General features: G+C 72.3%; 21 protein-coding genes. 6 read left to right on the top strand and 15 right to left on the bottom strand.

Annotated features, from left to right (window positions below):
• The first annotated feature begins 69 nt into the window (after positions 1-69).
• Positions 70-1,554 (top strand): hydrolase, encoded by a 1,485-nt coding sequence (locus ACZ63I_RS19410; RefSeq protein ID WP_469340130.1) that lies wholly within the window; start codon positions 70-72, stop codon positions 1,552-1,554.
• A gap of 73 nt (positions 1,555-1,627) precedes the next feature.
• Here the strand turns inward: ACZ63I_RS19410 and ACZ63I_RS19405 are convergent, their stop codons facing one another.
• From ACZ63I_RS19405 to ACZ63I_RS19385, 5 genes are all read right to left on the bottom strand, one after another.
• Positions 1,628-2,836, bottom strand: a complete 1,209-nt coding sequence (locus ACZ63I_RS19405; RefSeq protein WP_469340128.1) for an acyl-CoA dehydrogenase family protein — start codon at positions 2,834-2,836, stop codon at positions 1,628-1,630.
• A complete protein-coding gene (locus ACZ63I_RS19400; protein WP_469340127.1) occupies positions 2,833-4,872 on the bottom strand; it encodes an FAD/NAD(P)-binding protein in 2,040 nt (679 codons plus the stop codon). The genes ACZ63I_RS19405 and ACZ63I_RS19400 overlap by 4 nt, the downstream gene beginning before the upstream one ends.
• 541 nt (positions 4,873-5,413) lie before the next feature.
• Positions 5,414-6,298 (bottom strand): glutathione S-transferase C-terminal domain-containing protein, encoded by an 885-nt coding sequence (locus ACZ63I_RS19395; RefSeq protein WP_469340125.1) that lies wholly within the window; start codon positions 6,296-6,298, stop codon positions 5,414-5,416.
• A 165-nt stretch (positions 6,299-6,463) separates the two neighbouring features.
• Positions 6,464-6,583, bottom strand: coding sequence for a putative leader peptide (locus tag ACZ63I_RS19390; protein WP_469340124.1), 120 nt, complete (start codon positions 6,581-6,583; stop codon positions 6,464-6,466).
• A gap of 19 nt (positions 6,584-6,602) precedes the next feature.
• Positions 6,603-7,577, bottom strand: a complete 975-nt coding sequence (locus ACZ63I_RS19385) for a DMT family transporter (protein WP_469340123.1) — start codon at positions 7,575-7,577, stop codon at positions 6,603-6,605.
• Between the two features lie 39 nt (positions 7,578-7,616).
• Here ACZ63I_RS19385 and ACZ63I_RS19380 point away from each other — a divergent pair, with 39 nt between their 5' ends.
• Positions 7,617-8,126: a MarR family winged helix-turn-helix transcriptional regulator gene (locus ACZ63I_RS19380; RefSeq protein WP_469340121.1), complete on the top strand. Its 510-nt coding sequence runs from the start codon at positions 7,617-7,619 to the stop codon at positions 8,124-8,126.
• A gap of 53 nt (positions 8,127-8,179) precedes the next feature.
• On the opposite strand, the gene ACZ63I_RS19375 is transcribed toward ACZ63I_RS19380, so the two are convergent.
• From ACZ63I_RS19375 to ACZ63I_RS19340, 8 genes are all read right to left on the bottom strand, one after another.
• The gene (locus ACZ63I_RS19375) at positions 8,180-8,995 is read right to left on the bottom strand and encodes a DUF1684 domain-containing protein (RefSeq protein ID WP_469340119.1); all 816 of its coding nucleotides are present in this window, start codon (positions 8,993-8,995) and stop codon (positions 8,180-8,182) included.
• Between the two features lie 9 nt (positions 8,996-9,004).
• Positions 9,005-9,175, bottom strand: a complete 171-nt coding sequence (locus ACZ63I_RS19370) for a flavin reductase family protein (protein WP_469340117.1) — start codon at positions 9,173-9,175, stop codon at positions 9,005-9,007.
• The gene (locus ACZ63I_RS19365) at positions 9,169-9,531 is read right to left on the bottom strand and encodes a flavin reductase family protein (protein ID WP_469340116.1); all 363 of its coding nucleotides are present in this window, start codon (positions 9,529-9,531) and stop codon (positions 9,169-9,171) included. The genes ACZ63I_RS19370 and ACZ63I_RS19365 overlap by 7 nt, the downstream gene beginning before the upstream one ends.
• A complete protein-coding gene (locus ACZ63I_RS19360; RefSeq protein WP_469340114.1) occupies positions 9,528-10,652 on the bottom strand; it encodes an LLM class flavin-dependent oxidoreductase in 1,125 nt (374 codons plus the stop codon). The genes ACZ63I_RS19365 and ACZ63I_RS19360 overlap by 4 nt, the downstream gene beginning before the upstream one ends.
• A gap of 26 nt (positions 10,653-10,678) precedes the next feature.
• A complete protein-coding gene (locus ACZ63I_RS19355; RefSeq protein ID WP_469340112.1) occupies positions 10,679-11,752 on the bottom strand; it encodes an LLM class flavin-dependent oxidoreductase in 1,074 nt (357 codons plus the stop codon).
• Positions 11,749-13,125: an NtaA/DmoA family FMN-dependent monooxygenase gene (locus tag ACZ63I_RS19350; RefSeq protein WP_469340111.1), complete on the bottom strand. Its 1,377-nt coding sequence runs from the start codon at positions 13,123-13,125 to the stop codon at positions 11,749-11,751. Before ACZ63I_RS19350 ends, ACZ63I_RS19355 begins: the two co-directional genes overlap by 4 nt.
• Positions 13,126-13,218: 93 nt before the next feature.
• Positions 13,219-14,424, bottom strand: a complete 1,206-nt coding sequence (locus ACZ63I_RS19345) for an LLM class flavin-dependent oxidoreductase (protein WP_469340110.1) — start codon at positions 14,422-14,424, stop codon at positions 13,219-13,221.
• A gap of 187 nt (positions 14,425-14,611) precedes the next feature.
• Positions 14,612-14,761: a putative leader peptide gene (locus ACZ63I_RS19340; protein WP_469340108.1), complete on the bottom strand. Its 150-nt coding sequence runs from the start codon at positions 14,759-14,761 to the stop codon at positions 14,612-14,614.
• Between the two features lie 281 nt (positions 14,762-15,042).
• Here ACZ63I_RS19340 and ACZ63I_RS19335 point away from each other — a divergent pair, with 281 nt between their 5' ends.
• From ACZ63I_RS19335 to ACZ63I_RS19320, 4 genes are all read left to right on the top strand, one after another.
• Positions 15,043-15,168, top strand: a complete 126-nt coding sequence (locus tag ACZ63I_RS19335; protein WP_469340106.1) for a putative leader peptide — start codon at positions 15,043-15,045, stop codon at positions 15,166-15,168.
• A gap of 197 nt (positions 15,169-15,365) precedes the next feature.
• Positions 15,366-16,361 (top strand): amino acid ABC transporter permease, encoded by a 996-nt coding sequence (locus ACZ63I_RS19330; protein WP_469340104.1) that lies wholly within the window; start codon positions 15,366-15,368, stop codon positions 16,359-16,361.
• On the top strand, positions 16,358-17,131 hold the full coding sequence (locus tag ACZ63I_RS19325; protein WP_469340102.1) for an amino acid ABC transporter ATP-binding protein: 774 nt from the start codon (positions 16,358-16,360) through the stop codon (positions 17,129-17,131). Before ACZ63I_RS19330 ends, ACZ63I_RS19325 begins: the two co-directional genes overlap by 4 nt.
• 80 nt (positions 17,132-17,211) lie before the next feature.
• A complete protein-coding gene (locus ACZ63I_RS19320) occupies positions 17,212-18,192 on the top strand; it encodes a transporter substrate-binding domain-containing protein (RefSeq protein ID WP_469340101.1) in 981 nt (326 codons plus the stop codon).
• Positions 18,193-18,305: 113 nt separating this feature from the next.
• Here ACZ63I_RS19320 and ACZ63I_RS19315 read toward each other — a convergent pair whose 3' ends face one another.
• Both ACZ63I_RS19315 and ACZ63I_RS19310 read right to left on the bottom strand, forming a co-directional pair.
• Positions 18,306-19,001 (bottom strand): GNAT family N-acetyltransferase, encoded by a 696-nt coding sequence (locus ACZ63I_RS19315; RefSeq protein WP_469340100.1) that lies wholly within the window; start codon positions 18,999-19,001, stop codon positions 18,306-18,308.
• Positions 19,002-19,061: 60 nt separating this feature from the next.
• Positions 19,062-20,159, bottom strand: a complete 1,098-nt coding sequence (locus ACZ63I_RS19310) for an FAD-dependent oxidoreductase (RefSeq protein WP_469340098.1) — start codon at positions 20,157-20,159, stop codon at positions 19,062-19,064.
• Positions 20,160-20,195: the final 36 nt, after the last annotated feature.

Below are 20,195 nucleotides of genomic sequence, written 5' to 3'. Positions count from 1 at the left end.
CTCGGCCCACGCACGGGCACAGCACTGTCTCGCACCCTCTTCACCCCACCCCCATACGGAGGTTGACGGATGCCCAGAACGCGGATACTCAGATCAAGAAAGTCCCGCCTGCTGCTCGCGGCGACCGCCACGGCGCTCGGCGTCGTCGCGGCGGGACCCGGCCTCTCGGCCACCGCCGCGGCCCCCGCGGCGGCGCCCGCCGCCGCCGCGGCGACCCACCGGGTGCTCTTCGACAACTCCAAGGCCGAACAGGCCGGGAACGCCGACTGGGTCATCAGCAGCAGCCAGCCCGACCCGCTGTCGCAGGACTCCTCGCCGTCGAGCGAGAAGGACTGGACCGGCGGGCTCTCCGCCTGGGGTGTGGCGCTCCAGAAGACCGGCGACTACAGCCTCAAGACGCTGCCCAGCGGCAGCACCATCACCTACGGCGGCTCCGGCGCGCTCGACCTGAAGAACTTCGACACGTTCGTGCTGCCCGAGCCGAACATCCGGCTCAGCACGGCCGAGAAGACCGCGGTGCTGAAGTTCGTCCAGGCGGGCGGCGGTCTCTTCCTGATCTCCGACCACAACAACAGCGACCGCAACAACGACGGCTACGACTCCCCCAAGGTCATCAACGACCTGATGACCAGCAACGGCGTAGACAACACCGACCCGTTCGGGTTCTCGGTCGACCTGCTCGACGTCAGCTCCGGCACGCCCAAGGCGATCACCGACAGCTCCAACCCCGTACTGAACGGCGCCTTCGGCAAGGTGACGGGCAGTCTGATCGCGAACGGCACCACCTTCACCCTGAAGCCGGCCGACAACGCGGCGGTCAAGGGCCTGGTCTGGCGCTCGGGTTCCAGCCAGACCGGCACGACCGGCGCGTTCTTCGTCACCAGCACCTTCGGCAGCGGCCGGGTGGCGATCTGGGGTGACAGCTCGCCGATCGACGACGGCACCGGCGCTTCGGGCGACACGCTGTACGACGGCTGGAACGACCCGTCGGCGACCAACGCCGCTCTCGCGCTCAACGCCACGGCCTGGCTGTCCGGCGAGGGGTCGACCGGCGGCGGCGGCGGTGGGGGCGGCGGCAACGACGACTGCACCGCGGGCCAGCTTCTGGCCAACCCCGGCTTCGAGTCGGGGAATTCGGGCTGGAGCGCCACCTCCGGCGTCATCACCTCCAGCACCGGCCAGGCGGCCCACGGCGGTTCGTACAAGGCGTGGCTGAACGGCCGCGGCACGGCCAACACCGGCACCCTCGCGCAGTCGGTGACCATCCCGGCGGGCTGCGCCGCCTCGTTCAGCTTCTGGCTGCACATCGACACGGCGGAGACCGGCAGCACCGCCTACGACACCCTCAAGGCGCAGGTGGTGAACAGCTCGGGGACCGTACTCTCCACCCTGGCCACCTACTCCAACACCAACGCGGCCAGCGGCTACACCAAGCGCACCTTCGACCTCAGCGGCTACGCGGGCCAGACGGTCACGGTGAAGTTCACCGGCACCGAGGGCAGCAAGCTGAAGACCTCGTTCGTGGTGGACGACGCGGCGCTCGACGTGAGCTGACCGTTCGGCGTGCGCTGACCCCGTACCCCCGGTTCGTCGCCGCCCCGGCGGAGGCGGCGGCGAACCGGCCGGGTCAGACCGGAAAGGCCAGTCGCGGGTGGGTGCCGTTCAGGTAGTGGTCCCCGATGTCCCGCAGTCTGCGCGCGGCCGGCTGACGGGCCGTCACCATCCGGGCGTTGCGCCAGAACCGGTCGAGTCCGGTGGGAGCCGCCGCCTCGGCGCCCGCCGCCAGTTCCAGCAGCCGGGTGGTGATGCCGGTCGCGGCTTCCCCGCTGACGGCCTCGGCCACCGCCACATGGACGGCGATGTCGCCCCGCTCCTCCACCCCCAACTCCTGTCCTGCCGAGAGCCCGTGCGCGAGGGCCCCTGTCGCCTGGTCGACCACGGCGGCGGCGCTGCGCTCCAGGGTCGCCAACTCGCCGTAGGCGAGGAGGACATACGGGTCGTGGCTCGGCCGCACCACACTCTCCTGGCCGTCCTCGCCGGCCGGCTGCCAACTGCCGGGCGCCGAGCGCAGCAGGTCCCTCGCCTCGGCCAGCGCCCCCTCCGCTATCCCGAGCGCGGTGTGGACGAGGACCAGCCGGATCGCGAGCGAGGCGAGCGTGGCGGCGGGCGGCACCGCGTGCTCGTCGCGCGGCAGCGCCCCGATCAGCTCCGTCCTGGCCACCGGCACCGCGTCGAACTCCACACCGCCGCCGCCGGCGAGCCGCTGCCCGTAGCGCTCGGCGGGCCGGTCGGCGGTGACGCCCGGGTGGGCCGGGTCGACCTGCACGACGAGGACATCGCCGCTGTCGAGGGTGGCGCCGAGGATCAGCCGGTCGGCGACGCCCACCCCCGCGGCCAGCGTTTCGCGGCCGTGCAGCAGATAGCCGTCACCCGCCGGGGTCAGCGCGAGGCCGGGGTCGGCCTCCGGAAGGTCGAGCGCGCCGCCCCAGAGCCACTGCCGCGCCACCGCCTTCTTCTCCAGCCGCTCCGCCGTTTCGGCGGTGCCGAAGAAGCGGCCGCTCCAGGACAGCGCGTAGTGCCTGCCGACGAGTTCGCCGACGGATCCGTCGGCGGCGGCGATCTCCCGGATCACGGCGCAGCCGGTGGCCCAGTCCGTGCCCCGGCCGCCGGGGCCTGGTGCGGTCAGCAGGGCGAGCAGCCCCGCTTCACGCAGCCGGGCCACCTCGTCGAGCGGCGGTTTCCCCGCCTGGTCGCGGGCCGAAGCGTCCACGGCGAGGTCGTCGGCGACCTCGCGGGTGACGCGCGGCCAGTTCACTTTCGCGGCTTTCGGGGTCACGTGGTGCCTCCGGGGAGCAGTGCGTCGGACGGCGCCGGCATGCCGCTGCCGGAACGCGGTGCGGACAGGGTGCGCAGCAGGGTGCGGGCGACGGAGTCGTTCTGCCGGAACGCCGGTGCGTCGGTGCGCGGCCTGGCGAAGGCGGCGACGGCCCGCCCGTTGGTCGCGTGGCCGAGCGCGATCCGCCGGGGGTGCGGTCCGCCGCCGGGGGCCAGGATCCGCCCGTCGGGCAGTACGGTGGCGAGCCGGCCCGAGTGGTAGCCGCCGCTCGCGTCCTCGATGACCTCCTCGCCGGCCTCGCCCGCTCCGTACAGCCGGCGCAGCAGCGGGTCTTCCGTGCGGTCGAGTGACGGGGTGGGCAGATACGCCTCGACGAGTGCGGTGGCCCTGACGGTGTGTCCGGGTACGGAGGCGCCGGAGGCCAGGAAGGTGCCGGTGTGTTCGTCGGTCTCGACGCGCAGGCCCGCGCCGGTGAACCGGACCACGCCCGCCCGGGACAGGGCGTGGAGTTCGCGCAGCCGGAAGCCCGGGGGGCCTGAGGCGAGGAAGCTGAAGAAGCCCTGCCACCAGCCGTCGACGTGGTCGCGCACGGAGTGGGCGCTGAGTCCGCCGGCGGCCACGATCCCCGGCAACTGGCCGTAGACGGAGAGCAGGGCGAGGAAGGCGCCCAGGTCGGCGCTGTGTGCGGAGTCGGCCCTGCGGGCGATGTCGGCGGTGACGTACTGCCGGATGTGCTGCTGGAACGCCTCTGGGGTGGGGAAAGTGGCGCCGGCCAGCGGGTGGTCGAGCGCCTCGAAGTCCAGCCGGTCGGCGGGGTCGGGGACGGCCGCTGCGACCAGGTCGCGCATCGGCTGCGTGTACCAGTCGTGGCGGTCGTAGCCGGCGAGGAAGTCGTCCCAGCTCAGCGCGGTGCGCCGCGGGTGGGCGTGGAAGAGTTCGTGGTAGTGGCCGAAGCCGATCTCCTTCGCCATCAGCGGCCACAGGTCGGCGCGCAGATCCAGCGGGGCCGGGCGGCCCTCGGCGGCCAGCCGCTCCACGGTGTCAGGGCCGAAGTAGCGGGGCAGCGGCGGGCGGGGGCCCTGGAGCTGGTAGTCCGTCTTGGAGTGGTACGGCACGCCGCGCCGCGACCCGGCGTGCAGCACGGGTTCGCGTCCCGAGGGGAGGTAGCTGAGGGTGCCGTCCGGCTCCTGCCTGAAGCGTCCGCCGCGGCCTTCGGTGAGCAGCGCCGTCACATCGACGAACGCGAGTCCGAGCCCGCGCAGCACGACGTGCTCGCCGGGGGCGATCGCGGACAGGTCGGCGTCGGCGGTGAAGGCGGGCGGTACGTAGACCCTGCCGTGCCGTTGGGCGAAGGCCGCGAGTGCGCTGTGCTCGGCGCGGGGCAGCGAGCCCAGATGCCCCTGGGTGAGGATCACCAGATCGGCGGTGAGGGGGGCCTGGCGTCCGGCGAGGGTGACGGACTGCGGCCCGTCGGGCGGTCCGTCGAGGGCGAGTGCGGTGGTGCGGTGGACGCGTACGGTGATGTGCGGCGGCAGCTCGGCGAGCGCCCGGCGCAGGGCCCAGTCCAGATAGGCGCTCTGGGTGCGGCGGGTCGGGAAGTCGGTGGGGGCGAGCGCGGCCAGTTCGGCGCGCACTCCCGGGTCGGCGGGCGGCGTGTGCGGCAGATGGCGGGCGGCGCGTCCCGAGACGCCTGCCGCCCATTCGGCGAGCGAGGGTCCTGGCCGTATCGGGCCCTCGATGTCGGAGCTGCTGTCCGTGAACATGGTGACGTCCTCGGCCATCGAGTTCATCCGCAGCAGCGGCGACTGGTCGTGCCGCCAGATCCGGCCGGGTCCCGCCGGGTACGGGTCGACCAGCTCGATCTCCAACCGCCTTCGCGCGGGCCAGAGTTCGGCCGCGTTCGCCGCTATCCGCTCCAGCAGCCCGGTGGCGCGGGGACCGGCGCCGACGATGACGACCGAAGCGGCGCCCGGCTCGGGGCGCGGGGCGCCGAGGAGTTGCGGTACATCGGGGGACGCGGAAGGTGACGCGGGCATGCGGGCTCCGGCGGAGGGTGCGGTCGGTGGCCGCTCCGGACGCCGCGCGTGGTGGCGGGGCGTGGGCAGCGGTAGTCATCACGCGCACCGTGTCCCTCAACACGGCCGGTGCGACGCGGTGTTCACACCGGAGCCGCACACCTGTCGATCGTACGCGCGCGAACCGCCCGGCTGTCAAGGTGCGCCTGCCGGCCACGGCACACCGCCCACAGTGCGGGCACCGGTTGACTTCGGGGGGACGTCGGGTGCTCAATTGGCAGCATGTACGAGCAACTGCCGCTGGTCACCCGTGACCACATCGACTTCGGTCGCGTGTGGTCCGCGTCGTGTTGCGCCTGACCCGGCAGCGGGCCGCCTGACCGGCCCTTCCCTCCTTCGGTTCCCCCCGTCGCGGGCCGGATTCCCTGAATCCCGCCGGGCGCACGCTGCCGATCACGCACACGCGCATCACCCTTGTCCGCTTCCTCCCGACGCCGTTGCCACCAACGCCGTACGGCTGGTTCCCCATGCCTGTGGAGTCCCGCGCCCGGCCAGCCGGCTGTCAGCCGTCCGATTCGACCGGGCCGCCGGCGGGCGCGTACCGCGTTTCGTGGGCCGCCCAGTCGACGAGTGTGGTCGTGTCGGTGTGCGGCGGGCAGCCGCGGTGCGTGTGGTGCCGCCGCTGGATGGCGTCCAGATGCACCTGCGCGCCGAACTCGCGGTGGGCCGACTGCCGTTCGGCGTACGCCCACAGGTTCGGGTAGTCGGCGACGCACTGCGCGGCAGCGGCGCCCAGGTGCGGGCGGTGCACGGTGTCGAGCAGCAGCAGGGCCACCCAGACCTGCACGTCGGCGGCGGTCGGCCCGTCGCCGCTCAGCACGTACGCGCGGCCGGCGAGCTGCTCCTCCAGCGTGTCGAGCGCGCGGAACAGGGTGCGCAGGGCGCCGTCCCGCGCCGCGCAGTCGGCGTCGTCCCGGCCGGCCCGGCGCGCCGACCGGCTGATGTCCTGCTCGCAGAGCCGGGTGATCTCGTCGATCTCCCGCTCGGCGCCGTGCGGGCGCAGCGCGGGAGCCGCGCCGCCGAACCGCTCGGCGAGGTCGAGCAGGATGTCGGGGGCGTAGGTGCTGACCAGCCGCCCGGTCCAGGTGTCGCTGAGCACCGGGGCGAGGACGGGGCCCGGATAGTGGTGCGAGCTGGCCTCGTAGAGGGGGCGCAGCGCGGTGTAGCCGCCTTCGGGGGCGTCGGGCACCGCGGGGAGCAGGGTCACGGGGAGGGTGTCGCCGAGTTCGAGCAGGCTGTGGGTGACGGCGATCTGCAGACAGTAGGGACAGGACGGCGAGAGGTGGAGGCGGTAGCGGCGCGGCACCGGGTAGTGGCCGCTGCGCGCGTCGCAGCCGATTCTGCCGCGGATGACTGACGGCTCTGCTGTCGGGGATGTGGCGGACATGCGTCTCCCTCGGTCCTGAGGCTGGTGCTGCGGGCAGGCGTACGTGACGGAACGCGTTGGTGGGCGGACGCGTACGTGATGGAGGGCGTGCGGGAAGAGGCACGTTCTGCGGGCCTGCGGGGGTGACCCGCACGGCGCAGAACGGCGACGGGCGCCGTTGCCGCGTCAGACGAGGGGACCTGCCGCGCTGCAGACGCGCAGGAGGTCGATGTGGCGGCGGGAGGTCAGCAGGATGGACGGGTCGATGGCGGCGGTGCGGTCGATGCCGAGCTCCGGTCGTCCCATGTCACACCCCACCCGTTCGCTAGAGTCCCGGCCTTGAGTCTCCGGCCGTGCTGGTCGCCCCGTCAAGAGTGCCCGCCTGCTTGCCGTCCGTCATCTCGTATGGTGAGAACGGTTCCGGCGCCGTACGGCGTCCGGCGCGCGTCCGGCGCGAACGGCGCGTACCGCCCAGCAGGATGCCGGCCAGGACCAGGGCGAGGCCGCACCACTGCCGTCCGGTGAGCACCTCGCCGGCGACGGCCATGCCGAGGAGCACGCCGGTGACCGGGTTCAGCAGCCCGACAAGACCGACGGTCGCGGCGGGCAGCCGGCGCAGTCCCGCGAACCACGCGGCGAAGGCCAGCGCCGTCGCCACGACGGTGACGTAGCCGAAGCCGAGCAGCGCGGGACCGTCGAGGGCCGGCGGCGCGCCCTCCATGGCGACCGCGAAGGGGACCAGCAGCAGGCCGCCCGCGACGAGCTGCCAGGACGTCGAGGCGAGCACGTCCACGTCGGCGCTCCACCGCTTGGCGAGGATGTAGCCGAGTGACGACATGAGCATGGCCCCGGCGGAGGCGAGGACGCCCGCACCGGCCGCGTCCCCCGTCCCGGCGAGCAGCATCAGGCACACCCCGCCGATGCCGACACCGGCGCCGGCCACCTGCGGCAGGCGTGGGCGCTCGGCGAGCAGCCCCCAGGCGAGGCCCGTCATGACCAGGGGCGAGGTGGCCATGACGGACGAGGCGATGCTGGTCGGCAGGAGCTGGGCGGCGAGGTAGACGAGGACGAAGAACGCGCCGATGTTGAGCACGCCGAGCACCAGCGACTTCCACCACCAGGAGCCGTGCGGCAGTTGGCGGCGGACCAGCAGGAGCAGCAGCCCGGCCGGCAGCGCCCTGAGGGCGGCGCCGTAGAGCGGTGCGCCGGACGGCAGGTACTCGTGGGTGACGAAGTAGTTCGTGCCCCAGGCCACGGGGGCGATCGCCGTGACCAGTACCCACCGCAAAGTAGCTTCCATGGAAGCCACTATAGCTTCCTAGGAAGCTATGATGCGGGGATGTCCGATTCTCTCGACCATGTCGCCCGTATCCAGGCCGCGTGGGCGCGCGAGCGCCCCGACGTCGATGTGCGCCCGCAGGGCGTGATCGGCAGGCTGCACCGCCTCGGCGCGCTGCTCACCGAGCAGCTCTGCCTCGTCTACCGCCGACACGGGCTCAGCGAGGGGGAGTTCGACGTGCTGGCGGCGCTCAGAAGGGCCGGGGAGCCGTACGAGCGGGCCCCCGGCGAGCTGGCGTCGCACACGATGGTCACGACCGGCGCCATGACCAAGCGGATCGACCGGCTGGAGCGCGGCGGCCTCGTGACCCGCCGCCGCTCGGCGGGCGACGGCAGGGCACGTGTGGTGGCGCTCACCCCGGCGGGCCGGGAGCTGATCGACCGGGCGTTCACCGAGCACATGCTCGGCGAGCGGCGGCTGCTGGACGCGCTGACCCCGCAGGAGGCGGCCCAACTGGAGGCGCTGCTCACCCGCTGGCTGGCCCGGGTGGAACCGCCGCCGGCGCCGTGACCGGGCGTACGCAGTCCCGGGGCGTACCTCGCATCGGGGCGTACGCCGCCTCGTCAGCCGAGCCGCTCCAGCGGGATCTTCTCGCCCGCCTCGACCGCGACCGGCAGCCGGTTCTCGGCGGGCGGCAGCGGGCAGGTGGCCAGATCGGTGTAGGCGCAGGGCAGGTTCGTCGCGCGGTTGAAGTCCACGACCACGGCGCCCTGTTCGTCGGGGGCGTCCACGGCCAGCGCCCGGTTGGCGGCGTACGTCGTCACCCCGGACGTGGCGTCGGTGAACAGCACCAGGAGGCTGCCGGGCGCCCGGCCGTTGAACGCGGTCAGCCGGTGCGTCGTACCCGCCACCTCGAACTCGACCTGGCCCGGGGCGTCGTAGACGTGCTGGAGCCCTTCGACGGCGGCCCCCACGGTCACCGCGCGCGGTGCGTCGAAGGGGACGTAGCGGCCGGTGCGCGCCCAGCGCGGGTCGGGGTCGTAGGCCGGGGTGCCGGTGTGCTCGACCCGCAGCGGGTTCTCCGGGTGGCGCGGGCGGACGATGTCGTGGCCGCCGCGTTTGGCGACCTCGATCACCGCGTCGCCGGCCGCCGCGTACACACTGCCCCGCTCGGCGATGACGCCGAAGCTGTGGCTGCCGCGCACCGCCTCGCCGTCGACGGTCAGCTCCTCCCCCTCGGCCAGCTCGACCACGACGCCGTCCGCGCCGGTCGACCAGGCGCCCGGCGCGTCGGGGAATCTGGTGGGCTCGGCGTCCAGCCAGCGCAGGCTGGTGACGGCGAGGAAGCCGTGCGGGTCGGTCAGCGACCGCTCGTGCTCCTCGTGCCACTTCTCCCAACTCTGGACGAAGCCCGGCCGGTCGGTATCCTGGATGGTCATGTCGGCTCCCTAGAGATCTGCTTCGAGACGGCGGAACCGGCTGGCGTGGAACACCAGCGGCACCACCGAGTGATCGGCGTCCAGCGCGTGGACGCGGAGCAGGACGATGTCGTGGTCGCCCGCTCTGATGTGCTGCTCGACCGAGCAGTCGAACCAGGCGCTCGCGCCCTCGATCAGCACCGCCCCCGCCGGGGTCGCCCGCCAGCCGAGCCCGGCGAACCTGTCGTGTCGGTGCCGCGCGCCGCCAACTGCCGTCCGGCGGCCTCCTGATGGGCGCCGAGCACACTGACCCCGAGCCGGTCGCGCTCGCGCAGCACGGGCCAGGTGGTCGAGCTGTGGGCCACGCACACCGACACCAGCGGCGGGTCGAGCGACACGGACGTGAACGAACTGGCCGCGAGCCCGACCGGCGCCCCTTCGGCGAGGGCGGCGATCGCCGTGACCCCGGTGGGGAAGGCACCGAACACCCGGCGCAGCTCGGCGGGTTGCAGCGCCGGCGGCGCCGCGTCCAGGCAGCTCGTCCGGGTCGCGCTCATCGCCTGCCCCATTCCTCGGCGAGCAGCTCGTACGTACGGACCCGGTCGGCGTGGTCGTGGGTGATCGAGGTGATGACCAGCTCGTCGGCGCCGGTGGCGTCCCTGAGGATCTCCAACTGGTCGGCGACCTGCCCCGGTGTGCCGACGAACTGGGTCTCGGTCCGGTCGGCGACCAGTGCCGTGTCCTCCGGTGTCCAGGGGAGGGCGCGCGCCTCGTCGGGGGTGGGGAACTGGATGGCGCCCTCGCCGGTGCGGATGCTGCGCACCCACGGCCCGTAGCCGGTGGCCAGTTCACGCGCCGTGGTCTCGTCCTCGGCGACGACCACGTCGGCCGAGACGCTGACGTAGGGCCGGTCCAGCTCGTCCGACGGCTTGAACGCGGCGCGGTAACCCGCCGCAGCCTCCAGTACGGTGGCCGGGCTGACATGGTAATTCGCCGCGAACCGGAGCCCGTTGGCGCCTGCGACCTGCGCGCTGACGCCGGCGCTGCTGCCCAGGATCCACACCTGGAGGTCGGCGCCCTCGCCGGGGACGATATGCGCCTCGACACCGTTGTCCGCGGTGTACGTGCCGGCCAGCAGCGCGAGGATGTCGGCTATCTGCTCGTCGTAGGGCTGGGATTCGGCGCCCGGCTGCTGGAGCAGCTTCTTGTGGAGGACGAAGCGCGGTGACTTCAGCAGGTGCTCGAAGGAGAACCTGGCCGGGATCCTGAGCCCGCCCGGCGTGCGGCCGTCGACGACGTCCGCCACGACCGGCGGCGCCTCGCCGGTGGCCGGCGGTTTGCCGCCGGACCTGCCGAGGCCGAGGTCGAACCGGCCGGGGTAGGCGGTGTCGAGCAGCCCGAACTCCTCGACGGTGGCGAGCGCGGTGCGATGGCCGAGCTGCACGGCGCCGGAGCCGAGTCTGATGGTGGAGGTCGCGGCGGCGGTCAGGGCCAGCAGCACGGCGGGGGACGTGCCGGCGACACCGGGGTTGAGGTGGTGTTCGGCGAACCAGTAGCGGGCGTAGCCCAGCCGCTCGGCGTGGCGCGCCAGGTCGATGCTGTTGCGCAGGGCCTGGGCGGCGTCCGAGCCGGAGGAGATCGGCACGAGGTCCAGTACCGCGAGAGGTGTGTCGGCCACGGGATGCTCCTTGTCAGTGGGCGGCGTCAGTGGGCGGCGAGTTCGGGTACGACCGGGCCCCAGTGCCACGGCGGGTCGGGGATCTCGCTGCGCAGCACGGGCGCGACGTCCGACTGGAACAGCTCCAGGCTCTCCCGGTGCTGGGTGTCGGTGAGCCCGCTCGCGTCGGCGTGCACATGGAGCACGGTGTGGCCGAACTGCTCGTGGTACCGGTGCACCTTCTCGATCACCTGCTGCGGACTGCCGACCAGCGCGGAGCTGCGCTCGACGAAGTCCTCCAGCGTGGTGAAGACCGGATCGGCGCCGAGCCGCTTCTGCATGGCCAACTGGCCCTCGAAGACGGGGCGGTAGTCGGCGAGCGCCTGCTGCGACGTGCGCGCCGTGTACGACCCGGCCGACCCGGCGCCGACCGTGGCGAGCGCCGGGTCGTGCCCGTAGTGCTCCCACCGCTCGCGGTAGTAGCGGACCAGCGCCGCGTACGGCTCGATCGGGTTGGTGACGTTGGCGGAGAACAGCGGATCGCCGTAGCGCGCGGCGAGATCCACCGACTCCTGGCTGGTCGCGCTGCCGTGCCAGACCCGTACCGGCTGCTGGAGCGGCCGGGGCCAGACCTCGGCGTCCTCCAACGAGCCGCGGAACCGGGGAGCGGCGGTGACCTTGTCGTTGCGCCAGATCTGCCGGAACAGCTCGTACGACTCGGCGTTGCGGTCCCACTGGTCGTGGGGCGTGACATGGAACAGCTCGCGCTGCGCCGCGCCGTTCCCCTTGCCGATGATCAGTTCCAGCCGCCCCTGGGACAGGTGGTCCAGCGTGGCGTAGTCCTCGTAGGCGCGCACCGGGTCGAGCAGGCTGAGCGTCGTGACGGCGGTGAACAGCCGTATTCGCTTGGTCAGCGCGGCCAGGTGGCTGAGTACCACCGGCGGGGACGACGAGATGAACGGGCGCTCGTGCCGCTCGCCGACACCGAAGCCGTCGAAGCCCAGCTCCTCGGCGAGCAGCGCGTTGCCGATCACTTCGCGGAACCGGTCCTGGGTGGATGACTTCACCCCGGTGGTGGGGTCGGGGGCGTGCACGATGAGGGTGATGGCCAGGAACTTCACGAGGCCGCCCTCCTGTTGGCGTCCGCCGCGCGCGACTCCCCGAGCCCCAGGTGGTCGCGCAGGGTGTCGCCCTCGTACTCGGTGCGGAACACCCCGCGCTCCTGGAGCAGCGGTACGACGGTGTCGGCGAACTCGTCGAGGCCGCCGGGGACCAGGTGCGGTACGAGAATGAAGCCGTCGCCCGCGTCGGTCTGCACGAACTCGTCGAGCGCGTCGGCGACCGTGGCGGGGCTGCCGATGAACGACTGCCGGCCGGTCACCTCGATGATCAGCTCGCGGATCGAGAGCTTCTTCTCCTCGGCCAGGGCGCGCCACTGCGCCGCTGTGGCGAGCGGGTCGCGGTGCATCCGCACGCTGGCCCGGCCGCGTGCGACGGTGTTCTCGCCGACCAGCGGGTCGACGGCGGGCAGCGGCCCGTCGGGGTCGTAGGAGCTGAGGTCGCGGTTCCAGAGCTGTTCCAGGAACTTGATCGCGGTCTGGCCGCTGACCTGCTGGTGGCGGATGACGTCCGCGCGCTCCCGCGCCTCGGCGTCGGTGTCGCCGAGTACGTAGGTGACACCGGGCAGGATCTTCAGGTCGTCCGGCGAGCGGCCGTAGCGGGCGAGGCGCCGCTTGACGTCGGCGTAGAACGCCCGGCCGTCCTCCAGGGTGCCGTGCCGGGTGAAGATGGCGTCGGCGCCCGCGGCGGCGAATTCCCTGCCCTCCTCGGAGTCGCCGGCCTGGAAGATCACCGGCCGGCCCTGCGGGCTGCGCGGGACGTTGAAGTGGCCGCTGATGTCGAACTGGCTGACGTGGTGGTCGAACCGGCCGGGCGCCGGGTCCTTGAGGAAGGTGCCCGACTCCTTGTCGGCGACGATCTCGTCACCCTGCCAGGAGTCGAACAGCTCCCACGTGGCGGCGAGGAACTGCCGGGCGCGCTCGTAGCGGTCCCCCTGGGCGAGGAATCCGCCGCGGCGGAAGTTCTGCCCGGTGAACTCGTCCCAGGAGGTGACGACGTTCCACGCGGCGCGGCCGGCCGACAGATGGTCCAGGGACGCGAACTGCCGGGCCACGTCGTACGGTTCGTTGAAGGTGGAGTTGATGGTGCCGGCCAGGCCGAGCTTGTCCGTGACGGCGGCGAGCGCGCTCAGCACGGTGAAGGTGTCGGGGCGTCCGACCACGTCCAGATCGTAGATCTGTCCGTTCTGCTCGCGCAGCCGCAGTCCTTCGGCGAGGAACAGGAAGTCGAACTTGGCGCGTTCGGCGGTGCGGGCGAGATGGGTGAAGGAGCTGAAGTCGATCTGGCTGCCGGACGCCGGGTCGGTCCAGACGGTGGTGTTGTTGACTCCGGGGAAGTGCGCTGCCAGGTGGATCTGCTTGACGGGCTTGCTCATACGGGGTGCGTCCTTCGTCTTTGCGGGCGTCTGCGCTGCGGTCGTCTCAACTGCGGTCGTCTGCGCTGCTGTCGTGTCGCCGGGGGCGCGGCCTCAGGCGTCGGCGTAGCGGTTGACGGGGCGGGTGAGGCCGAGCAGCCCGCGCAGGGTGTCCGCCTGGTACGCGGTGCGGAACGCGCCACGGCGCTGGAGTTCGGGCACGAGCCCGCGGGTGATCCCGGTCAGGTCGTGCGGCAGGGTGCCGGGCCGCAGCCGGAATCCGGTCAGCCCCGCCTGCTGCAACTCCTGGAGCAGATCGGCCAGTTGGGCGGGCGTACCGGTGAAGACCCGCGCGTCGCTGGCGTACGGGGCGCCGGCGCGCTCGTCCAGCGCGGCCTTGCGGTCGGCGGCGGCCGCCGGGTCGTCGTCGATGAACACCACCAGGTCACCGAAGAGATGCACCGTCTCGTCGGCCCGTCCGGCGGCGGCCTGCGCTTCGCGGATCTCGGTGACGATCTCCGCGGCGTGCGCGGTGTCGCGCGGTGTGACGAAGCCGAGGTCGGCCGAGCGGGCGACCAGCCGGAACGGCTCGGTCCTGTGGGCCAGGGCCGCCACGATCGGCTGGCCCTGCGGCGGGCGCGGCGTGATGGAGGGGCCCTTGACGCTGAACTTGTCGCCCTCGAAGTCGATGTAGTGCAACTTCTCGCGGTCGATGAAGCGTCCGGTGGCGGCGTCGCGGATCTCCGCGTCGTCCTCCCAACTGTCCCAGAGCCTGCGCAGCACCTCGACGTAGTCGGCGGCCTCGTCGAACAGGTCCTTGAGCGCGGCGCGGCCCTCCGGTGTGTCCAGTTCGTCGAAGCGCAGGCGGGGCACGGTACGGCGGCCGAAGTGGGCGGCCTCGTCGCCGCGGCCCGACACCTTCACCCGGACTCCGGCGCGGCCGGCGCTGACGAAGTCGACGGTGGCGATCGCCTTGGAGACGTGGAACGGCTCGGTGTGGGTCACCACCGCGGTCGGCACAAGACCGATGTGCCGGGTCAGCGGCGCGATTCTGGCGGCGATGAGTACGGCGTCGAGCCGTCCCCTCACCTGGTCGGTCCTGCCGTCGAGGCCGTCCTGGTCGGTGGACTGGAGGCTCAGCGCGTCCTCGAAGGTGACGAGGTCCAGCAGGCCCCGCTCGGCCTCGGTGACGAGATCGGCCCAGTAGCGCGCGGTGAGCAGTTCGCCAGGCCGGGCGGCCGGCTCCCGCCAGGCCGCGGGGTGCCAGCCCGCACCGTCGAGTGCGACGGCCAGATGGAGGGCTGAGGGTGATCGGGGCATGGGGTACCGCTTCCTGCTCGAACGGGAATCTCGTGTGACCGGACGGCCGGGAACACGCCGAAAGGCGTCCGCGCCGGTGGTCGGTCCGGGCGGAGTTCGGCGAAACGGGAATCCGGGAGGCGCTGTACGTCCGTGGGTCGCGCGGCTGCGGCCCGCGATGCTTCGCGAGGCGCTGTGCGGCTCAGGCTCAGGCGTGAGCGCTGGGCGCCACGGCGTGCTCGTACGCCGGACACAGGGCGCCGGCGACGCGCTGCAGATCGATGTGGCGCCGGGAGAACATCGCGACGGCGCGGATGCGGAAGATGCCGGTCACGGCCTGGTCGGATCCTGCTCGCACTGCCGTCACCTCCACCCTCGACTGGAGCACCCCGCAGCGCCGAGGGGTTGCCGGTCGGCCCGTCAGCTCCGGACATTGCCCGGGACCGTCAGCCGACACTCATAACCTGCTCAAACGGTAACTCCGTATCGGTGTCCGGCACAATCCCCCGACGTCCGGGCACGGTACGGGCACGATCACCGGGGCGGGGATTGTCTGGACGTCACCGGGCGGTTACCGTTGGCCAGAGATTGTGACTGTGTGCCTCTCACGAGGGGCAGGACCGGACCGAGGAGGCGGAGATGCGTACGCAACAGCGTGGCTGCACCCGCTGTCCCGGCTCCTTCCAGTCACGGGTCTCCCGGCGCCATGTGGACCTGCTGCGCGTGAGCAGCGCCCTGTGTCCGGGCATCTCCCGGCTCCGCTGACCCGCCCGCCCCACCCGTAGTCCCCCGGCGCCGAGCGCCCGCCCCGCCGTGCCCGAAGACGCGCACGGCGCACCTTCCCCTGCCCGGCCCTCCCGACGTCGCACGCGCAGCACCGCGCGGCGGCGCGCACGGTCGTACCCACACCATCCCCGCCGCTGCGCACTGCCGCGCCCCCGACGAGACGGGAAGCACGAGACATGGCAAGTCCGGACACCTTCCAACGCGAACCCACTGCCGCACTGGCCGAGAAACCCACGGACCAGCAGCTCCTCGCGGCGAGACTGGTCCCGCTGCGCCGACCCGGGCAGTGGATATCCGCCCTGGTGCTGCTGGTGCTGTTCGCGATGCTGGTGAACACACTGCTGACCAACAAGCGGTTCCAGTGGGACGTCGTGGGGAGCTACTTCCTGGGCAGCTCGATCCTGCGCGGCTTGGAGCTGACGCTGTGGCTCACCGCCGCCGTCATGGTCAGCGGCTACATACTCGGCATCGGCATCGCGGCGATGCGGCTCTCCGGCAACCCCATTCTGCGCGGCCTGAGTTTCGGCTACGTGTGGCTGATCCGGTCGGTGCCGCCGCTGGTGCAGCTCCTCTTCTGGTACGAACTGGCCTCCCTCTACCCGCGGTTGTCGCTGGGGATTCCCTTCGGCCCGGAATTCGTCACGGTCAAGACGGCGCACCTGTTCAGCGGTGTGCTCGCCGCGTACGTGGCGCTGACACTGGACGTGGCCGCGTTCTCCGCCGAGATCGTCAGGGGCGGCATCCTCTCCGTCGACCACGGCCAGGCCGAGGCGGCGCAGGCGCTGGGGCTCGGCGGCGGCCGGATCTTCCGCAAGATCGTGCTGCCGCAGGCGATGCCGGCGATCATCCCCGCCTCGGGAAACATGCTCATCGGCATGCTCAAGGCCACCTCGATCGTCAGCGTCATCGCGGTCCAGGACCTGCTCTACTCGGCCCAGTTGATCTACAACCAGAACTACCTGATCATGCCGCTGCTGCTGGTCGCCACCATCTGGTACATCATCCTCACCACCCTGCTGTCGATCGGCCAGTACTACGTCGAGCGCCACTACGCGCGCGGCAGCAAGCGCGGCCAGGGCGGCGGCCGTTCGGGCCGCGGCTTCTGGCAGATCGCGCGGGGCAACATTCCGCTCTTCGGACGGACCAAGGCCGACCTGGGAGGTCTGTCATGACCGGGGCCGAGACACCCCTCGTAAGGATCCGGGGGCTGCGCAAGAGCTTCGGCGCGCACACCGTCCTGGACGGTATCGACCTGGACGTGCGCGAAGGGGAGGTGACAGTCCTGCTCGGCCCTTCCGGCTCGGGCAAGTCCACCCTGCTGCGCTGCGTCAACCATCTGGAGCGGCCCGACGCCGGGTTCGTGGAGGTGGGCGGCGACATCGTCGGCTACCGGCACGACGGCGGCAAGCTGCACGAGCTGCGGGCGCGGTCGATCACCAGGCAGCGCGCCCAAGTCGGCATGGTCTTCCAGCAGTTCAATCTCTTCCCGCACATGACGGTGCTGGAGAACATCACCGAGGCCCCGGTGGCCGTACGCGGCGCCGGCCGCAAGCAGGCCGCCGAGCGGGCCCGTGAACTGCTGGAGCGGGTGGGCCTCGCGGGCCGCGAAGGCTCGTACCCCCGGCAGATGTCCGGCGGCCAGCAGCAGCGGGTGGCCATCGCCCGCGCGCTGGCCATGGAGCCGCGGCTGCTGCTGTTCGACGAGCCGACGAGCGCGCTGGACCCGGAACTCGTCGGTGAGGTGCTCGCCGTGATGAAGGACCTGGCGCTCAGCGGCAACACCATGATCGTGGTCACCCACGAGATGGGCTTCGCGCGTGAGGTGGCCGACACGATGGTCTTCCTCGACGGCGGCCGGATCATCGAATCGGGGCCTCCTGCCGATGTGCTGACGAACCCTCAGCACGAGCGGGCCCGCGCCTTCCTCTCCGCGGTCCTCTGAACCGCGCTCCTCTGCCCCCCTCTCCCCCGCGTGTCGGCCGCCACCCCTCTGCTGTGGCACCACCCTCCGAAAGGCACACCGTGACCACCGAAAGACTGCTCGCCCGCCGCGTCCGGCGCGTCGCCGCCGCCACCGTCGCCGGGGCCGCCTCCCTCGCCCTGCTCGCCGCCTGCGGCGACTCGTCCGACCCGGGCGGCTCGCCCGCAGTGGACGTCAAGGGCGGTGCGCCCGCCGCTGTGAAGGTACCGAAGGAGGACGTCGTCTCCGCGGTCAAGGCCGACCCGGCGCTGACCGCGAAGCTGCCGGCCGCCGTCCGCGAGAGCGGCACGCTCACGCTCGGCACCACCCTCGTACCCGGGACCAACAACCTGCCGCACGGCGGGCAGGTCGACGGCAAGGACGTCGGCCTCGACGTGGATCTGCGCAACGCCGTCGCCAAGGTGCTCGGCATCACCTGGAAGGTGGGGTACGGCACCTTCCCCACCGTCATCCCCGGTGTGCAGAACGGCAAGTACGACGTGGGCCAGGACAACTTCGGGGTGACCAAGGACCGTGAGAAGGTGGTGGACTTCGCCACGTACCTCAGCGACGGACAGGCGTTCCTCGGCTCCAAGGACGCGGGGATCGACAAGGCGACGACCGTCACCGACGTGTGCGGGCTGAACATCGCGACCGGCTCCGGCTCGACCTTCCAGCAGATCCTCACCGACGGCGCGCCCAAGTGCGCGGCGGCCGGCAAGAAGCCGTACAAGGTCACCTACTTCGCCGACACCGCACCGATCTTCCTGGGCCTCGCCAACGGCAAGGTGGACATCTACTTCGGTCCGACGCTGGGGGTCAAGTACGACCAGAAGCGGCTGCCGGGGACCAAATTCCTCGGCGAGGTCAGCACGACCCCGGTCGGCTTCGTCACCAAGAAGGGCTCGCCGGTCGCCCAGGCCCTGACCGACGCCGTCAACAAGCTGATCGCCGACGGCGACTACGCCAAGATCTTCAAGAAGTGGGGCGTGCCCGGCACCGGCATCGCCAAGTCCGAGCTGAACCCGCCCGCCACCTTCTGAGACAGCTCCGCACGACAAAGCGACAGAACGACAGAACGGCGGAACGACAAAGCGGCGAGGCGCTCAGGCGCCTCGCCGCTTCGCGTGTGATCTCGCTGCGGGTGATCCCGCTGTCACCCGGTCTGCGGGGCCCGCACCGTACGGAACAGCGGGTCGCGCCGCCGGGTGAAGCCCAGTGCCTCGTAGAGCCTGATGGCGTTGGTGTTCCCGGCCGCCGTGTGCAGGAACGGGGTGTCGCCCCGGGCGACGATCCCGGCGCCCACGTGCCGGATCAGCCGGGCGGCCAGGCCCCGCCCCCGGTACGCCTCGTCGGTGCAGACCGCGCTGATCTCGGTCCAGCCGGGCAGCCGCAGCCGCTCCCCCGCCATGGCGACGAGCTTGCCGTCCTCGCGGATGCCGTAGTACGCGCCGAGGACGATCGTGCGGGGCAGGAAGGGGCCGGGCCGGGTGCGCTCGACCAGGTCGAGCATGTCCGGCACGTCGGCGGGGCCGAGCCGCACCGCCGCCGGGTCCGCCTCGGTGCGCAGGCCGGTGGCGACGAGCTGGACGCCGGCCACCGAGTCCAGGATCTCCCAGCCGTCGGGGAGGTCGCCGACGCCGGTGACGACGGTCGTACCGCCGGGGCCGATCAGCGCGGCCAGGTCGGCCCAACTGCGCGGCTCCTGGGGGCTGCCGACCGCGACGAAGGGCGACACGTCGGAGGGGTAGCGGGCGGCCGAGCCGATGCGCTCGGCGAGGTGGGCGTGCGGCCCCGACAGCGCGGCCCAGGCCGGGTTGTCGAGAATGTGCGGCTCTGTGGTCGTGGCCATGACTGTGGTGACACTCCGTTCGATGGGGTCGGCTGCGCGAGGGGCCTGGCGGCGCCGTGGTCAGCCGCCGTGCCTGCCGAGGGCGAACCGGCGCGAGCCGGGTTCGCCGTGGACGAGACCTGCGGCGAGTTCGCCGATGACCGAGCCGAATTTGAAACCGTGTCCTGAGAAGCCGGCGAGCACGGTGACGGGACCCGCTCGGTCGATGACGAAATCGTGGTCGGGTGTGGTGGTGTAGAGGCAGGTGGCGGCGGCCGGCGCGGTGGCGTCCACCCCTGGCAGCCACTTCGCCGCGTACGCCGCCAGGCGCTCGCGCGCCGCGGGGTCGACGGTACGGTCCCGGTGGTCCGGGTCGACGACGGGCCCCACCCCGTGGAATCCGGCTTTGACACCGTCCACACTACCCAGTCCGTACACACCGCCGCCGACGGTGAGACCCGCGCCCTCGTGGTGGATGAAGCTGGGCCAGTCGAGCGCGTCGGCCGCCGGGAAGTGCAGCGGCTGCTCCTGCGTGACGCGCATGGGCGGCAGGCCCGGTACGACGGGCCCGAGGGTGGCCGGTGCCCAGCCGCCCACGGCGCACACGACGGCGTCAGCCGTGAGCGCCTCCTGCTGGTCGGTGACCAGTTCCACACCGCCGGCGCGGTGGGTGAGCGAGATCACGCGTACGCCGTGCCGGATCTCGGCGCCCTTCAGCGCGGCGGCCCGCTGGAGGGCCGCCACGGCTGCGTCGGCGTCCAGCCGTCCCGCCTGCGGGTGGAAGAGCACCGTCGCGTCGGCCCGGATGCCGGGCCAGCGCTCGGCCGCGGCCTCCGGGGCCAGCGTCTCGGACGGGCGGCCCGCGAGGGTGAGCACGTCGCGCAGCGCCGACGTCGCCTCCTCGGGGCCGTGGTCGACACAGCCGGTGAGGGTCAGGACGGACGTCCCGGTCTCCTCCTCCAGCCGCTGCCACAGCGGCAGCGCCCGTACCGCGAGCGAGACGTAGAACGGGTCCGCGTAGGCGATGCGGAAGATCCGGGAGCTGCCGTGCGAGCTGCCCCGGTCGTGGCCCGGCTGGAACTGCTCCAGGAGGGTGACCTGGTCACCCCGTGCGGCGAGGTGCCAGGCCGCTGACGACCCCATGACACCGCCGCCGATGACGACTACCCGTCGTGCCATGGCGTTGTTCTCCTCTTGTGGCCGGTTCCGCTCGGC

This window comes from Streptomyces sp. NPDC087906, assembly GCF_055584925.1.
This window is presented reverse-complemented; position numbering and strand designations above follow the sequence as displayed.

Coding starts and splice junctions, on each gene's coding strand:
- ACZ63I_RS19390 (WP_469340124.1), bottom strand. CDS start 6,583: ATGGGACGACCGGAGCTCGGCATCGACCGCACCGCCGCCATCGACCCG.
- ACZ63I_RS19395 (WP_469340125.1), bottom strand. CDS start 6,298: ATGTCCGCCACATCCCCGACAGCAGAGCCGTCAGTCATCCGCGGCAGA.
- ACZ63I_RS19330 (WP_469340104.1), top strand. CDS start 15,366: ATGGCAAGTCCGGACACCTTCCAACGCGAACCCACTGCCGCACTGGCC.
- ACZ63I_RS19310 (WP_469340098.1), bottom strand. CDS start 20,159: ATGGCACGACGGGTAGTCGTCATCGGCGGCGGTGTCATGGGGTCGTCA.
- ACZ63I_RS19365 (WP_469340116.1), bottom strand. CDS start 9,531: ATGAGCGCGACCCGGACGAGCTGCCTGGACGCGGCGCCGCCGGCGCTG.
- ACZ63I_RS19385 (WP_469340123.1), bottom strand. CDS start 7,577: ATGGAAGCTACTTTGCGGTGGGTACTGGTCACGGCGATCGCCCCCGTG.
- ACZ63I_RS19380 (WP_469340121.1), top strand. CDS start 7,617: ATGTCCGATTCTCTCGACCATGTCGCCCGTATCCAGGCCGCGTGGGCG.
- ACZ63I_RS19400 (WP_469340127.1), bottom strand. CDS start 4,872: ATGCCCGCGTCACCTTCCGCGTCCCCCGATGTACCGCAACTCCTCGGC.
- ACZ63I_RS19410 (WP_469340130.1), top strand. CDS start 70: ATGCCCAGAACGCGGATACTCAGATCAAGAAAGTCCCGCCTGCTGCTC.
- ACZ63I_RS19325 (WP_469340102.1), top strand. CDS start 16,358: ATGACCGGGGCCGAGACACCCCTCGTAAGGATCCGGGGGCTGCGCAAG.
- ACZ63I_RS19335 (WP_469340106.1), top strand. CDS start 15,043: ATGCGTACGCAACAGCGTGGCTGCACCCGCTGTCCCGGCTCCTTCCAG.
- ACZ63I_RS19315 (WP_469340100.1), bottom strand. CDS start 19,001: ATGGCCACGACCACAGAGCCGCACATTCTCGACAACCCGGCCTGGGCC.
- ACZ63I_RS19345 (WP_469340110.1), bottom strand. CDS start 14,424: ATGCCCCGATCACCCTCAGCCCTCCATCTGGCCGTCGCACTCGACGGT.
- ACZ63I_RS19350 (WP_469340111.1), bottom strand. CDS start 13,125: ATGAGCAAGCCCGTCAAGCAGATCCACCTGGCAGCGCACTTCCCCGGA.
- ACZ63I_RS19375 (WP_469340119.1), bottom strand. CDS start 8,995: ATGACCATCCAGGATACCGACCGGCCGGGCTTCGTCCAGAGTTGGGAG.